Annotated in this window: 13 protein-coding genes; 9 read left to right on the top strand and 4 right to left on the bottom strand. The window is 71.7% G+C overall.

Translation table 11 applies throughout. The features are described 5' to 3' along the window. The first annotated feature begins 168 nt into the window (after positions 1-168). From fbaA to OG429_RS20805, 6 genes are all read left to right on the top strand, one after another. Positions 169-1,191 (top strand): class II fructose-bisphosphate aldolase, encoded by a 1,023-nt coding sequence (gene fbaA, locus OG429_RS20780; RefSeq protein WP_328926796.1) that lies wholly within the window; start codon positions 169-171, stop codon positions 1,189-1,191. A gap of 174 nt (positions 1,192-1,365) precedes the next feature. Further along, complete coding sequence (locus OG429_RS20785) at positions 1,366-1,779, top strand: DUF3151 domain-containing protein (protein WP_328926797.1); 414 nt, start codon at positions 1,366-1,368, stop codon at positions 1,777-1,779. Between the two features lie 217 nt (positions 1,780-1,996). Beyond that, positions 1,997-2,842: a tryptophan 2,3-dioxygenase family protein gene (locus tag OG429_RS20790; RefSeq protein WP_328926798.1), complete on the top strand. Its 846-nt coding sequence runs from the start codon at positions 1,997-1,999 to the stop codon at positions 2,840-2,842. Beyond that, the gene (gene kynU / locus OG429_RS20795) at positions 2,835-4,061 is read left to right on the top strand and encodes a kynureninase (RefSeq protein ID WP_443051272.1); all 1,227 of its coding nucleotides are present in this window, start codon (positions 2,835-2,837) and stop codon (positions 4,059-4,061) included. Before OG429_RS20790 ends, kynU begins: the two co-directional genes overlap by 8 nt. 171 nt (positions 4,062-4,232) lie before the next feature. Further along, positions 4,233-5,111 (top strand): alpha/beta hydrolase family protein, encoded by an 879-nt coding sequence (locus tag OG429_RS20800; RefSeq protein ID WP_328926800.1) that lies wholly within the window; start codon positions 4,233-4,235, stop codon positions 5,109-5,111. Positions 5,112-5,329: 218 nt separating this feature from the next. After that, positions 5,330-6,940 carry a PKD domain-containing protein gene (locus tag OG429_RS20805; RefSeq protein WP_328926801.1) on the top strand — a complete coding sequence of 537 codons (1,611 nt, stop codon included), beginning with the start codon at positions 5,330-5,332 and terminating at the stop codon, positions 6,938-6,940. A gap of 63 nt (positions 6,941-7,003) precedes the next feature. Here the strand turns inward: OG429_RS20805 and OG429_RS20810 are convergent, their stop codons facing one another. Beyond that, positions 7,004-7,501 carry a DUF4232 domain-containing protein gene (locus OG429_RS20810; RefSeq protein WP_328926802.1) on the bottom strand — a complete coding sequence of 166 codons (498 nt, stop codon included), beginning with the start codon at positions 7,499-7,501 and terminating at the stop codon, positions 7,004-7,006. A gap of 250 nt (positions 7,502-7,751) precedes the next feature. Then, on the bottom strand, positions 7,752-9,035 hold the full coding sequence (locus tag OG429_RS20815) for an adenylosuccinate synthase (RefSeq protein ID WP_328926803.1): 1,284 nt from the start codon (positions 9,033-9,035) through the stop codon (positions 7,752-7,754). 184 nt (positions 9,036-9,219) lie between these two features. Between OG429_RS20815 and OG429_RS20820 the strand changes: the two genes are divergently transcribed. Then, positions 9,220-10,041: a diacylglycerol kinase gene (locus tag OG429_RS20820; RefSeq protein WP_328930360.1), complete on the top strand. Its 822-nt coding sequence runs from the start codon at positions 9,220-9,222 to the stop codon at positions 10,039-10,041. A 106-nt stretch (positions 10,042-10,147) separates the two neighbouring features. Here OG429_RS20820 and OG429_RS20825 read toward each other — a convergent pair whose 3' ends face one another. Next, the gene (locus OG429_RS20825; protein ID WP_328926804.1) at positions 10,148-10,636 is read right to left on the bottom strand and encodes a GbsR/MarR family transcriptional regulator; all 489 of its coding nucleotides are present in this window, start codon (positions 10,634-10,636) and stop codon (positions 10,148-10,150) included. Between the two features lie 75 nt (positions 10,637-10,711). On the opposite strand from OG429_RS20825, the gene OG429_RS20830 reads away from it, so the two are divergent. Further along, positions 10,712-11,605 carry an ABC transporter ATP-binding protein gene (locus tag OG429_RS20830; protein WP_328926805.1) on the top strand — a complete coding sequence of 298 codons (894 nt, stop codon included), beginning with the start codon at positions 10,712-10,714 and terminating at the stop codon, positions 11,603-11,605. Then, positions 11,602-13,176, top strand: a complete 1,575-nt coding sequence (locus OG429_RS20835; protein ID WP_328926806.1) for an ABC transporter permease — start codon at positions 11,602-11,604, stop codon at positions 13,174-13,176. Before OG429_RS20830 ends, OG429_RS20835 begins: the two co-directional genes overlap by 4 nt. A 41-nt stretch (positions 13,177-13,217) precedes the next feature. Here OG429_RS20835 and OG429_RS20840 read toward each other — a convergent pair whose 3' ends face one another. Then, positions 13,218-14,426, bottom strand: coding sequence for a cytochrome P450 (locus OG429_RS20840; RefSeq protein ID WP_328926807.1), 1,209 nt, complete (start codon positions 14,424-14,426; stop codon positions 13,218-13,220).

Here is a 14,426-nt window from a genome sequence, read left to right on the forward strand (position 1 = left end):
GGCGGGCCGGGATGTTTCACGTGAAACATCCCGGCCCGTTCGGCTTGCACGTGGCGACCGGCGGGGTGGAGTGTCGCGCGGAGTCTGGAAAGATGGGCGCGACGATGACGTCGCCCCCAGGTCAGGGCCCGCAATAAGCACACTCCCCGCACATCCAAGGAGCGGTAGATGCCCATCGCAACCCCCGAGGTCTACAACGAGATGCTCGACCGGGCGAAGGCAGGAAAGTTCGCCTACCCGGCCATCAACGTGACCTCTTCCCAGACCCTGCACGCTGCGCTGCGCGGCTTCGCGGAGGCCGAGAGCGACGGCATCATCCAGATCTCCACCGGTGGTGCGGAGTTCCTGGGTGGCCAGTACAGCAAGGACATGGTCACCGGCGCGGTCGCCCTGGCCGAGTTCGCGCACATCGTCGCGGCGAAGTACGGCATCACGGTCGCGCTGCACACCGACCATTGCCCCAAGGACAAGCTGGACGGCTACGTACGTCCGCTCCTTGAGGTCTCGGCCGAGCGCGTGGCCCGCGGTCTGAACCCGCTCTTCCAGTCGCACATGTGGGACGGTTCCGCCGAGACCCTGGCCGACAACCTGGCCATCGGCCAGGAGCTGCTCGCCAAGGCCGCCGCCGCGAAGATCATCCTTGAGGTCGAGATCACCCCGACCGGCGGCGAGGAGGACGGCGTCAGCCACGAGATCAACGACGAGCTGTACACCACCGTCGAGGACGCGATCCGCACCGCCGAGGCCCTGGGCCTGGGTGAGAAGGGCCGCTACCTGCTGGCCGCCTCCTTCGGCAACGTCCACGGCGTCTACAAGCCGGGCAACGTGGTCCTGCGTCCCGAGCTCCTCAAGGACCTCCAGGCGGGCGTCGCCGAGAAGTACGGCAAGGCTTCGCCGTTCGACTTCGTCTTCCACGGCGGCTCGGGCTCCACGGCCGAGGAGATCGCCACCGCGCTGGAGAACGGCGTCGTGAAGATGAACCTCGACACCGACACCCAGTACGCCTTCACCCGCCCGGTCGTGGACCACATGTTCACCAACTACGCCGGCGTTCTGAAGGTCGACGGCGAGGTCGGCACGAAGTCCAAGTACGACCCGCGCACCTGGGGCAAGGCCGCCGAGGCCGGCATGGCCGCGCGTGTCACCGAGGCGTGCGCGAACCTGCGCTCCACGGGCACGAAGCTGAAGTAGTCCCGAGGCACGACGTAGCGAAGGGCCCGGCCCCGTCCCACACCACGGCGGCCGGGCCCTTCGGCGTTTCCCCCCGGTCCGCCCCGGACCCCGACCCGGGCGAGCGCGCCGGGCACACGCCCGGGCCGCCGGGTGGTGGGGCGCGCCCACCACCGGGCCCGGCAGACTGGGGGCATGTCCATTCACCAGAACCTCCTCGGGGGCCCCGCCCCCACCCACCTCCCCGACGAGCCGGGCCGTGAGGCCCTGGCCGCAGGCACCCCCGCCGTCGAGGTGGCCGCCGCGCACCCCACCTCGTCCCTCGCCTGGGCGACCCTCGCCGACGAGGCCTTCGCGGCCGGCAACACCATCGAGTCGTACGCGTACGCCCGTACGGGCTACCACCGCGGCCTGGACGCCCTGCGCCGCGCCGGCTGGAAGGGCCACGGCCCGGTCCCGTGGGAGCACGAGCCGAACCGCGGCTTCCTCCGCGCCCTGAACGCCCTGGCCCGCGCCGCCGAGGCGATCGGCGAGAAGGAGGAGTACGAGCGCTGCTCGACCTTCCTGCGCGACTCGTCCGAGACGGCTGCGGACGTCCTCGGCGCCTGAGCCGTACGAACGCGCGGACGGGCACACGCGCGTGGCCGGGGCCTCGCACCAGGGGCCCCGGCAGGCCATAGTGTCCTAAAAGTGATCGTGACCCCGGTCACACCTCGCTGGAGAGGGCCCGGCAACCGGTCCTATGATGCGGGCAGGGGACCGGGGCTCCACTCACCCATCGGAAGGAGCGGACCGCTACCCGGAAGCACGTGTCGAGGAGACAGCGATGTCGAACACCCTTGATGCCTCCGGAGCCGGTTCGGACACCCCGAACCTCGACTTCGACGGCACTACCCCCTACGAGGACTACGTCCAGGCGGACGTCCTCACCCACCTCCAGCACCTCCGGTCGGACGACCCGGGCGAGATGGTCTTCCTGGTCACGACCCAGGTCATGGAGCTGTGGTTCACGGTCATCGTCCACGAGTGGGAAACCGCGGCGAAGGCCCTGCGCGAGGACCGCATCCCGGTCGCGATGGACGCGCTGAAACGATCCCTCCGCGAGCTGGAGGCCCTCAACTCCTCCTGGCGCCCGCTCGCCCAGCTCACCCCCGGGCAGTTCAACGCCTACCGCGCCGCCCTCGGCGAGGGTTCCGGTTTCCAGTCGGCGATGTACCGCCGGATGGAGTTCCTGCTCGGCGAGAAGTCCGCCTCCATGCTGGTACCGCACCGTGGCGCCCCGCGCGTCCACGCGGAGCTGGAGAAGGCCCTCCACGAGCCCAGCCTCTACGACGAGGTCCTGCGCCTCCTGGCCCGCCGCGGCCTCCCGGTCCCGGGCGCGGTCCTGGACCGCGACCTCTCGCAGCGCTACGAGCCCTCGGCCGAGGTCGAGGCCGTCTGGACGGGCCTGTACGCCGCCCCGGACGAGCACCTGGACCTCCACCGCCTGGGCGAGGTCCTCACGGACGTCGCCGAGCTCGTCTGGCGCTGGCGCAACGACCACCTGGTGGCCACCCGCCGTGCGATGGGCGCGAAGACCGGCACGGGCGGCTCGGCCGGCGTGACCTGGCTGGAGAAGCGCGCCACGAAGAACGTCTTCCCGGAGCTCTGGACGGCCCGCAGCCATGTCTGAGCCCACGCTTGCACCGATGCAGCAGACGCAGATACCGGACCTCCGGAGCCGTGCCGCGGCCCTGGACGCCGCCGACGGGCTCGGGCGCCTCCGTGACCGGTTCACCCTCCCCGACGGAGTCGTCTACCTGGACGGCAACTCCCTCGGCGCCCTCCCGGCCACCGTCGCGCAGACCACCGCCGACGTCGTCACCCGGCAGTGGGGCGAGCTCCTCATCCGGTCCTGGGACGAGAGCGACTGGTGGACCGCCCCCGAGCGGATCGGCGACAAGCTCGCCCCCCTCGTCGGCGCGGCCCCCGGCCAGGTGGTCGTCGGCGACTCCACCAGCGTCAACCTCTTCAAGGCTCTGGTCGGCGCCGCCCGCCTGGCCGCTCCCGGCCGCACGAAGATGCTGGTCGACGCCGCCACCTTCCCCACCGACGGCTACATCGCCGCCTCGGCGGCCCGGATGACAGGCCTGACCGTCACCCCGGTGGACCCCGCGCACGCGGCGGAGGCGATGGACGCGGACACCGCCGTCGTCCTCCTCAACCACGTCGACTACCGCAGCGGCCGGCTCCACGACCTGCCCGCCCTCACCGAGGCCGCGCACGCCGCCGGGGCGATCATGGTCTGGGACCTGTGCCACTCGGCGGGCGCCCTGCCCGTCGGCCTCGACGCGCACGCCGTCGACCTCGCGGTCGGCTGCACGTACAAGTACCTCAACGGCGGCCCCGGCGCCCCCGCGTACCTCTACATCGCCGATCGCCACCAGGCCGCCTTCGATTCCCCGCTGCCGGGTTGGAACGGCCACGCCGATCCCTTCGCCATGACCCCGGAGTTCGTCCCGGCGGACGGGGCGCGGCGCGGCCGCGTCGGGACCCCGGACATCCTGTCCATGCTGGCCCTGGAGGCGTCGCTCGACGCCTGGGACGGGGTGTCCGTCGAAGCCGTACGGGCCAAGTCCCTCGCCCTGACCGACTTCTTCCTCGAATGCGTGGCCGCCTACGTCCCCGAGGGCCGGGTCGAGTCGGTCACCCCGGCCGAGCACGACCGGCGCGGCAGCCAGGTCTCGCTGCGCACCGAGAACGCCCGTGAGGTCATGCGGGAACTCATCGGCCGGGGCGTCGTCGGCGACTTCCGCGCCCCGGACGTCCTGCGCTTCGGTTTCACTCCGCTCTACGTCGGTTTCGCCGATGCCGAGCGCGCGGCGCGCACGCTGGGTCACATTTTCGGGTGACCCCCTAGCGAAACGTCACATCACCGGGCGGGCGGGGCTACGGCTCCGCCCGCTCCGGCACATCCCGGGCCCCGCACGGAACGCGTCGTTCCAGACTGATACGGTCCCGGACCACCGGACCACCGGAACATCTGTCCCCGCTGTCCCACGCGTTACCGAGAGGTTGAGCCGATGACGGACCCCGCCGCAGTGGAACGGGACGCCGCCGAGGCCGCATCGGCCTTCTCCCATCCGGCCGTCGCGCCGGACACGAGCGCCGCGTACGGGGAACACCCCGACCAGGTCGTCGACTTCTACGCCCCGCGAGGCGGGACCGAGGACCCCGTCCCCCTCGTCGTCGTGCTGCACGGCGGCGCGTGGCGGGCCCCGTACGACCGGCAGCACGTCACCCCCTTCGCCGACTTCCTGGCCCGGAAGGGTTTCGCCGTCGCCAACGTCGAGTACCGGCGCGGCCGTTCCCTTCCGCACCAAGGCACCGAGGGCCCGATCGCCGGGCGCTGGCCCGAGACCTTCGACGACGTCGCCGCGGCGCTGGACGCCCTCCCGGGGCTCGCCGCCGCCGCGCTGCCGCAGGCCGACCTCCGCCGCGTCGTCGTCACCGGACACTCGGCCGGCGGCCAGCTCGCGCTGTGGGCCGCGGCCCGGCACGTGCTCCCGCACGGGTCCCCGTGGCGGCTGCCCGCCCCGCCGCCGCTGCGCGGTGTGGTGGCACTGGCCCCGATCGCGGACTTCGCGGTGGCGGAGGAGCTGGGCGTCTGCGGCGGCGCGAGCGCGCAGCTGCTCGGCGGCCCCGAGCACTTCGCCTCCCGCCTCCCCTTCGCCGACCCGGCGGCCCTGCTCCCGACGGGCATCGCCACCGCGGTGGTCCAGGGCCGCGACGACATCGTGGTCCCGCAGCAGGTGGCGGAGGCGTACGTGGCCGCCGCCGCGCGGGCGGGGGAGATGGTCGGGCTGACGCTGCTGGACGGGGTCGGCCACTTCCCGCTCATCGACCCGGCGGCGGACGCGTGCGCGGTGGTCGCCGAGGAGATCTCGCAACTGGCCTGGTAGAGCCCGGCCGCCCGGAACGGGTCAGTCCCGGGCAGATACGGGCCAACCGCCTCTGCCCCGGTCGGTACCCGCATGAGAACTGCCGAAAGGCTATGTACTCTGATCGGGAATCACCCTGAGCGCGTTCAAAAACGAAAATGGGGGGGCCGGTGCGTAGTCGCCGTCTCGTAATATCCGCTGCCGCCATCGTCGCGGCCAGCGTTGGTCTCATCCCGGGCATGGCCCACGCGGCCGACCCGGTCAAGCCGGGCGCGCATGGCGTGTCCGCACCCGCCGGGGACCTGAGGAAGGCCACGGCGTCCAAGGCCAAGAGCTTCACGAGCCCTGCCGACCGTACGGTCCGGCAGACCATCCCGGCGGCCGGCAGCAAGGCCGCCGCAGCCCCGCAGACGGTGGCCACCGCGGGCAACCCGACCCTCGCGGTCGGCCTCAAGGCCACGGGTACGACGGCGCACAAGGTGCGCCTGACGTCCACCGTCACGAGCGCGGCCGCCTCGCTCGCGGTCACCATCGCGTGGGGCGACGGCACGACCGACATGACCACCGCGCAGGGCGCCGGTGACCTCGTCAACGAGCACACCTACGCCGAGGTCGGCTCGTACAAGGTCACCGTCACCGTGGTGGACGCCGCGAACAACACGCAGGCCGTCAACCAGCTCGACGTCGTCACCGAGGGCTCCGACTTCACCCCGTACGGGCCGACCCGCCTCCTGGACACCCGTAGCGGAATCGGCGCCCCGAAGGCCAAGGTCGCCGCGTACGGCAAAGCCCGCGTGAAGGTCGGCGGCAACGGCGGCATCCCCGCCGGGGTCACCGCGGTCGTCCTCAACGTCACCGTCACCAACGCCACCAGCGCCGGGCACGTCACCGCGTACCCGTCGGGCGGCGTGCAGCCGATCAGCTCGAACGTCAACTTCGTCGCCGGTCAGACCGTGCCGAACCTGGTGATCGTGCCGGTCGGCCAGGACGGCTACGTGGAGCTGTACAACGGCGGCTGGGAGTCGCTCGACCTGATCGCGGACGTCACCGGCTACTTCAGCCACACGGCGGCCAGCGGCTACAACCCGCTGGCACCGGTCCGCGCCGTGGACACCCGCAACGGCACCGGAACGGCCCAGGGCCAGCTCGCCGGGCAGGGCACCTTCAGCGTGCAGATGGCCGGCCGCAACGGTGTCTGGAAGGGCATCAGCGCGGTGGCACTGAACGTGACGGTCACCAACCCGAAGGAGGCCGGCCACCTGACCGTCTTCCCGAGCGGGCAGGCGGCTCCGTCCACGTCCAGCGTGAACTTCACGGCCGGTCAGACGATCGCCAACTCGGTGATCGTGCCGGTCGGCCCCGACGGCCAGATCAGCGTCCGCAACGGTGCGTGGGCCGGGACCGACGTGATCGTCGACGTCGTCGGCTTCTACACCAACGAGAGCTCGGGCGCCTTCGTGCCGATGGACCCGGCCCGCATGCTCGACACCCGGGACGCGGCGACCTGGGACGGCGGGCCGATGGGGGGCCGCGGCTACATCTACATGCGGCCGTTCCGCAACCCGGCCGGTGTCTCGGGCTTCGTGTTCAACACCACGGTCACCAACACCCGCGGCGACGGCTTCCTGTCGGTCACCCCGGACCCGAACACGTGGGACGCCTACGGCGACGGCACCGCGGTCTGGCCGGAGGAGCCCACCGCCTCCGCCCTGAACTGGACGTACGGCAAGACGGTCCCGAACCTGGTCCAGGCGAGCGCCGGTGCCAACGGCATCGTCGACTTCTGGAACATGGGCTGGGACAACACCGACCTGATCGTCGACATGTTCGGCTTCTACGACACCATCTGAGTCAGCCCCTCAGCGCCCCGGGCCCGGCCGTCGAGGCCGACCCCGGGGCGCTGTTCCGTACGCTCATTCCGCAGGTACCACCGGGCTGATCTCGAAGGCTCCGCACACCCGCAGGCGGTACGGGATCTCCTCGGCCAGGCCGCTGGCCGGCGGGTACACCTTGACGGCTGCCGACTTCTGCCGACAGTCCGGCACCACACTCCGGCTGTTGGTGCGGAAGGTTGCGGTCACGGTGTCGTCGGGGAAGACGGACACCGTGTTGTACGACTCGCCGGTGCGAATCGCAGAGGTGCCGATCTGGCGATGCTTGGCGTCCACGACGCTGACGCCCGGGTATCCGCGCAAACTACAGGTACGGGATGTGGTGTTGGTGAACTCGATCGGGTAGAGGACTGACCCCGCGGCACCTTGCGGCTCGCCGATGGTCAGCTCCAAGTCGGCCAGGCGGCAGGTCGGGGCCTTGTACGCGGCCGACGCGTGGGTGGCGCCGACCAAGGCGCCGGTGGTTGCGAGGAGGGCTGCGGAAGCGATGGTCGCCGCCCGGGTCAGGACGTTGCTCATGGGCCGACTCCTGTGCCAGCGAAGGAAGGTGTCCTCGTCCGGCGAGACGGGTACGCCGTCTGCGGGAGAGGTGCTCGCACTCTCTCGGGTGCCGGACCGGGGCGTGTAATCCCGCGGCTGACAGTGCGGGCCTGATGACACCATTCTAACGGCGCGGGCTCTTCGCGACCTTTCGGCGGCGTTCACGGTAACGCCGAGGGGGCGGTGCGCCGTGTGGCGCACCGCCCCCTCGCGTCGTGACCGGCCGTCCCTACAGGAACGAGTTGATCTCGATCGTCTCGGTGCGGCCCGGGCCGACGCCGATCGCGGAGATCGGGGCGCCCGACATCTCCTCCAGGGCCTTGACGTACGCCTGGGCGTTCGCCGGAAGGTCCGCGAAGGTCTTCGCCTTGGTGATGTCCTCGGACCAGCCGGGGAGGTATTCGTAGATCGGCTTCGCGTGGTGGAAGTCCGTCTGCGAGTACGGGAGCTCCTCGACGCGCTTGCCGTCGATCTCGTACGCGACGCAGACCGGGATCTGCTCCCAGCCGGTCAGCACGTCCAGCTTGGTGAGGAAGAAGTCGGTCAGGCCGTTCACGCGGGTGGCGTAGCGCGCGATCGGCGCGTCGAACCAGCCGCAGCGACGGTCACGGCCGGTGGTCACGCCGCGCTCGCCGCCGATGCGGCGCAGGTCCTCGCCGTCCTGGTCGAACAGCTCGGTCGGGAACGGGCCGGCGCCGACGCGGGTCGTGTAGGCCTTCAGGATGCCGATCACGCGGCTGATCTTCGTCGGGCCGACACCCGTGCCGGTGCAGGCGCCGCCCGCGGTCGGGTTCGAGGAGGTGACGAAGGGGTACGTGCCGTGGTCGACGTCGAGCAGGGTGCCCTGGCCGCCCTCGAAGAGCACGACCTTGTCCTCGTCCAGCGCGTTGTTGAGGATCAGGGTGGTGTCGGCGACGAACGGCTTGATCTGCTCCGCGTACTGGAGCATCTCCTCGACGATCGCGCCGGCCTCGATCGCGCGGCGGTTGTACAGCTTCGCGAGGAGCTGGTTCTTGCCTTCGAGGGCCGCTTCGACCTTCTGGGTGAGGATCGACTCGTCGTAGAGGTCCTGGACCCGGATGCCGACGCGGTTGATCTTGTCCGCGTAGGTCGGGCCGATGCCGCGGCCGGTCGTACCGATCTTGCGCTTGCCGAGGAAGCGCTCGCCGACCTTGTCGAGGGTGACGTTGTACGGCGTGATCAGATGCGCGTTGCCGCTGATGAGCAGCTTGGAGGTGTCGATGCCGCGCTCGTTCAGGCCGCGCAGCTCGGAGAGCAGGACGGCCGGGTCGACGACGACGCCGTTACCGATGACCGGGGTGCATCCGGGGGAGAGGATGCCGGAAGGGAGAAGGTGCAGTGCATACTTCTGGTCGCCTACGACAACCGTGTGGCCGGCGTTGTTGCCACCCTGGTATCGCACTACATAGTCAACGGATCCACCGAGCAGGTCGGTGGCCTTTCCCTTGCCCTCGTCACCCCACTGAGCTCCGAGCAGCACAAGAGCGGGCACAGGCGTACACCTCTTCCGGATGGGGCATGTCCAAGGTCAGGGGGCGTACGACGATGTACACCGCAGGCTGAGCCGTCGGACCGGTACCCCGGAATAGACGAAGGCCCTGGCGCAATAGCGCAAGGGCCTCTTGCACAAAGATGCTACCCGAGGAAGGACCGAGGTGTCGGCTCCAGAGCCCACCATGAGCCACGCGGGCGCGCCGGTAGGCGGCCTGCTCGTGCTCGTCGACCCGGTCGCCCGCCGTCTTGACGGCGAGTCCGTGCGGATCGCGAAGGATGTGTTGTCAGCGGGAGCGGCGGCGAAAATCTGCCTCCCGGATTCGCAGGAGGAATTCGCGCGGGCTCTTGCCCGCCGGGGCCAACGGCGGCTGGTGATCGTGGGCGACGACCGGGCCCTGGCGCGCACCGTGGGGCTGCTGCACCGGGAGCGGGGGCTGGCCGACGGGGCCCTTGCGCTGGTGCCGGTGGGGCCCACGGGGTCCCTGGTACTGGCCAGGTCGCTCGGCGTGCCGCTGTCCGCCGTCACCGCGGCCCGGGCGGTGCTGGACGGGTCGCTGAAGGTGTGCGACCTGCTGGTGGACGACAGCGACGGGGTGGTCCTGGGCGGACTGCGGATCCCGCCGCTGCGGGGGGTCAGACCCCCGGCAGGGCCGTCCGTGTGGACCGCGTACCGCTCGCTGGTACGGACGCTGGTCCGTCCCGCGGGGCCGATCGGCGCGGGCCGGCTCCGGCTGCGGGTCGAGGCGGACGGGGTGGTCCTGGCGGATGTGGACCGGCCGGTGGAGGAGGTCTCGCTGGCCGTGGGGAGCGACGGCGGCCCGGCGGAGGTCGTGGTCCGTACGGGTGGCGGCGGCACGGCTTCGGAGGTGACGGCGCGTGCGAAGACGGTCACGGTGTCGGGCGCGGACTTCCGCTACCGGGCCGACGCGGCGGTGACCGGCCCGGTGCGCCGCCGGACGTGGAACCTGCACCCAGGGGCATGGACCCTCACGCTGCCCCGGTGACGCGCGACGCAGAGATGCGTGACGCGCTCGCCGACCGGCGGGCGGGCCGGGAGCTGCGCGCCCCGGTCCCCCGCCCCGGGTGCGCCCGCCCCCTGCGCCGCAGTGCCTAGCCGAGGCCCAGGGTCGCCTTGTGGGTCCGCCAGCGGTCCATCATGCCCAGCAGCTCGCCCTGCATGAACTCGAAGAACGCGGCCGTCTCGGCGATGCGCGTACTGGCCGGCGAGTCGGAGCCGAGGCCCGCGGCGCCCTCGCGCAGGGTCTTCTCCCACAGGGTCAGCACCTGGTCCCGCCGGGTGAAGGTCTCGTACCAGAGCTCGTTGTGCAGCACGTACCGGTCCCGCCGCGAGCCCGGTTCCCGCTCCCGGCTGACCATGTTGACCTGGGTCAGGTAGGACACGGCTCCTGACACCGCCGCCGGGCTGATCTGCAGCGCCTCGCCCAGTTCCGCCGAGGTCATCGAGCCCTCGTCGCTCGCCAGCAGCTGCGCGAAGACCCGCGCGGCCATCCGCTGCATCCCCGCCTCGGTCAGCTGCGCGGCGAACCGCTCCACGAAGCGCGAGACCGCTTCCTCGTTCCGTACCGCTGGTACCGCCATGTCTTCCGCCACCTTCCCAACTTTACGTGATTCCCGAGCTTCACAAATTTGTGAAAGTAGCGTAGGTTCAGAAGCATGACGAAGGCAATCAGCGTCGCCGGACTCCACAAGGCGTTCGGCCGCACCCACGCACTGGACGGACTCGACCTCTCGGTCGCCACCGGCGAGGTCCACGGCTTCCTCGGCCCCAACGGCTCCGGCAAGTCCACGACCATCCGGGTCCTGCTGGGCCTTCTGCGCGCCGACTCCGGCACCGCCGAACTCCTCGGCGGCGATCCCTGGGCCGACGCCGTGGCCCTCCACCGCCGCGTCGCCTACGTACCCGGCGACGTCACCCTGTGGCGCAACCTCTCCGGCGGCGAGGTCATCGACCTCTACGGACGGCTGCGCGGAGGCCTCGACCGGGCCCGCCGCGCCGAGCTGATCGAGCGGTTCGAGCTCGACCCGGCCAAGAAGGGGCGTACGTACTCCAAGGGCAACCGGCAGAAGGTCGCCCTCGTCGCCGCCTTCGCCTCCGACGCCGAACTGCTCATCCTCGACGAGCCCACCTCCGGCCTCGACCCGCTGATGGAGGAGGTGTTCCAGGACTGCGTCGCGCAGGCCCGCGCCGCCGGGCGCACCATCCTGCTCAGCTCGCACATCCTCAGCGAGGTCGAGACCCTCTGCGACCGGGTCAGCATCATCCGCAAGGGCCGCACCGTGGAGACCGGCACGCTCGCCGACATGCGCCACCTCACCCGTACGTCGATCAGCGCCGAACTCGCCGGCCCGCCGAACGGCATCGCGCACCTGCCGGGCGTGTACGACGTGCAGGTCCAGGGGCTGAAGGTCCGCCTCCAGGCCGACACGGACAAGCTGGACGCCGTCCTGCGCGCCCTCACCGCGTCGGGCGTGCGGTCGCTGGCCTCGACCCCGCCCACCCTCGAAGAGCTGTTCCTGCGCCACTACACCGAAGAGGCGTCGCGATGAAGAACCAACTGGCGGGCACCGGCGCGCTGCTCCGGCTCGCCCTGCGCCGCGACCGCGTGATGATGCCCGTCTGGGTGCTGGTCACCGCCCTGTTGGTGGTGATCATGCCCGGCTCGCTGGGAAGCGTGTACGGGAGCGCCGCCGAACGCGCCGAGGTCGCCGCCTCCATGAACGCCAACAGCTCGATGCGCGCCATGTACGGGCCGGTCTTCGGTGACTCGCTCGGCGCTCTGACCGCCTGGCGGATCGGGGTCTACGGCGCCGTCCTGGCGGCCGTGATGAGCCTGGTCATCGTCATCCGGCACACCACGGAAGAGGAGGAGACGGGCCGTCAGGAGCTGCTCTCCGCCGCGATGGTGGGGCGGCGGGCCCCACTGAGCGCGGCCCTGCTGGCCGCCCTCGTGGCCAACACGTGCGTCGCGCTGCTCATCGCGGGAGGTCTCGCGGGACAGGGCGCGCCGGGTGCGCTCGCCCTCGGGCTGGCCATCGCGGGCGCCGGGATGCTCTTCGCCGGCGTGGCGGCCATCGCCGCCCAGCTGACCGAGAGCGCCCGGGCCGCCAAGGGGATCGCGGCCGCTGTGCTCGGCGCCGCGTTCGTCCTGAAGGCGGCCGGAGACGCCGGGACGGCCGGCGGGGAGTCGGCTTTGACCTGGCTCTCTCCGCTCGGCTGGGTGGAGAACGTACGGGCCTTCGCCTCGATGCGCTGGTGGGTGCTCGCGCTGCTCGCCGTGGCCGTCGTGGCGCAGGCGGGCGCCGCGTACGTGCTGGCCGGCCGCCGTGACCTGGGCATGAGCTTCCTGCCGACCCGGCCGGGACCGGCCGAGGGACGCCTGGGCACGGCGGGTGCGCTGGCCTGGCGGCTGCAGCGCGGCAGCGTGTTCGGCTGGAGCGCGGGCTTCCTCGTCGCCGGTGTCGTCTTCGGCGGGATGGCGCAGGGCGCGGCCGACGTGGTCGGCGGCAATGAGAAGACCCGTCAGATCATCGAGCGGATGGGCGGGCAGAGCGGACTCACCGACGCCTTCCTCGCCGCGATGGCCGGGCTGCTGGGCCTGGTCGCCGCGCTGTACATCGTCTCCTCGGTGCTGCGGCTGCACGGTGAGGAGAGCTCGGCGCGCGCCGAACCGCTGCTCGCGAACGCCGTCGGCCGGCTGCGCTGGGCCGCGGGCCATCTCGCCGTCGCGTTCGGCGGCTCGGCGCTGATCCTGCTGCTGGGCGGTCTCGGGCTGGGCCTCGGGCACGGCGTGGAGGTGGGCGCGGCGGTGGGCGCCACCCTCGCGCAGCTCCCGGCGGTGTGGGTGATCGGGGCGGTGGCCGCCCTCCTGTACGGCGCGGCGCCCAAGTACGCGGTGGCCGCCTGGGCGGTGGCCGGGATCGCGCTGGCCCTGGGCTGGGTCGGCCCGGCGCTGAACCTCCCGGAGGCGGTCTTGGACCTCTCCCCCTTCGCCCACCTGCCCAAGCTGCCGGGCGGGCAGGCCATGGCCTGGATCCCGCTGCTGGTCCTGACCGCCCTGGCGGTGGCCTTCACGGGCGCGGGGCTGGCCGCCCTGCGCCGCCGGGACCTGGTCGCCTGACGCCTCGCTCGGTGCCCGGCGATGTCCGCCGGGCTGCCGCCCTAGAACTGCACGAGCAGTTCGCGCAGTCCCCGGATGACGTAACCGTCCCGCCACCGCGGCTCCTCGACGAGCCGCAGCGGCGGGACTCCGTCTGCCAGCAGCGCCCCGAAGGTGGCCTCCAGCTCCCGGCGCGCCAGCGGCGCCCCCAGGCAGTAGTGGATCCCGGCACCGAAGCTCAGGTGCGGATTGTCGGCCCGTACGAGGTCCAGCGCGTCGGGATCGTCGAACCGCGCGGGATCGCGGTTCGCGGACCCGAACAGCAGCGCGACCTCGGCTCCGCGGGGAATCTCGGTGTCCCCGATCCGGATGTCGTCGAGGACCCAGCGCTCGAACATCTGCAGGGGTGTGTCGTAGCGCATCAGTTCATCCACAGCTGTGGACAACTTTTCGGGATCGCGGCGCTCACGCAGCGCGGCGAGCTCGCCGGGGTTGCGAAACAGTGCCCACCACCCGTTGGCGGTGGTGTTGACCGTGGCCTCGTGCCCGGCGTTCAGCAGGAGCACGCAAGTGGAGATCATCTCCTGCTCGCTGAGCCGGCCCTCCTCATCGTGGGCGGCGATCAGCCCGGAGATCAAATCCTCCCCGGGGCGTGCGCGCCGCTCCGTGATCAGCTCCCGCAGGTACGCGCTGAACTCGACGCTCGCCCGCACCGCGCGCCGCGCCGTCTCCTCGTCCGGCCGGAGCTCGAACATCCCGCAGATGTCCGCGGACCAGGGCCGCAGCAGCCCCCGGTCCGCCTCCGGGACGCCCAGCAGCTCCGCGATCACCGCCACCGGCAGCGGCTCGGCGACGGCCGTGAGCAGGTCCCCGCCTCCGTCCGCCAGCAGCCGCCCCACCAGCTCCCCGGCCATCCGCTGCACGGCCGGCACGAGCCGCTCCACCGTCCGCGGGGTGAAGGCCTTCGCAACCAGCTTGCGCACCCGCGCGTGCGCGGGATCCTCCAGGTCCAACAGCCCGTTGCCGTTGAGCACGTGGAAGGCCTCGTGCTCCGCCGGCGGGGCGGTGCGCCCGAACTCCTCGTGCGTGAACCGGTGCAGGTAGGTCCTCCCCAGGCGCCGGTCCCGCAGCAGCGCACTCACATCGGCGTAGTGCGGCACCAGCCACTGCCCGGTGGCCTCGTACCACACCGCCCGCCCCTGCTCCCGCAACTCCCGGTACGCCGTATACGGATCGGCGACGAACTCGGCATCCCACGGATCAAAGCCCAT

Origin of the sequence: Streptomyces sp. NBC_00190 (assembly GCF_036203305.1) — a bacterium.
Taxonomy (GTDB): Bacteria; Actinomycetota; Actinomycetes; order Streptomycetales; family Streptomycetaceae; genus Streptomyces.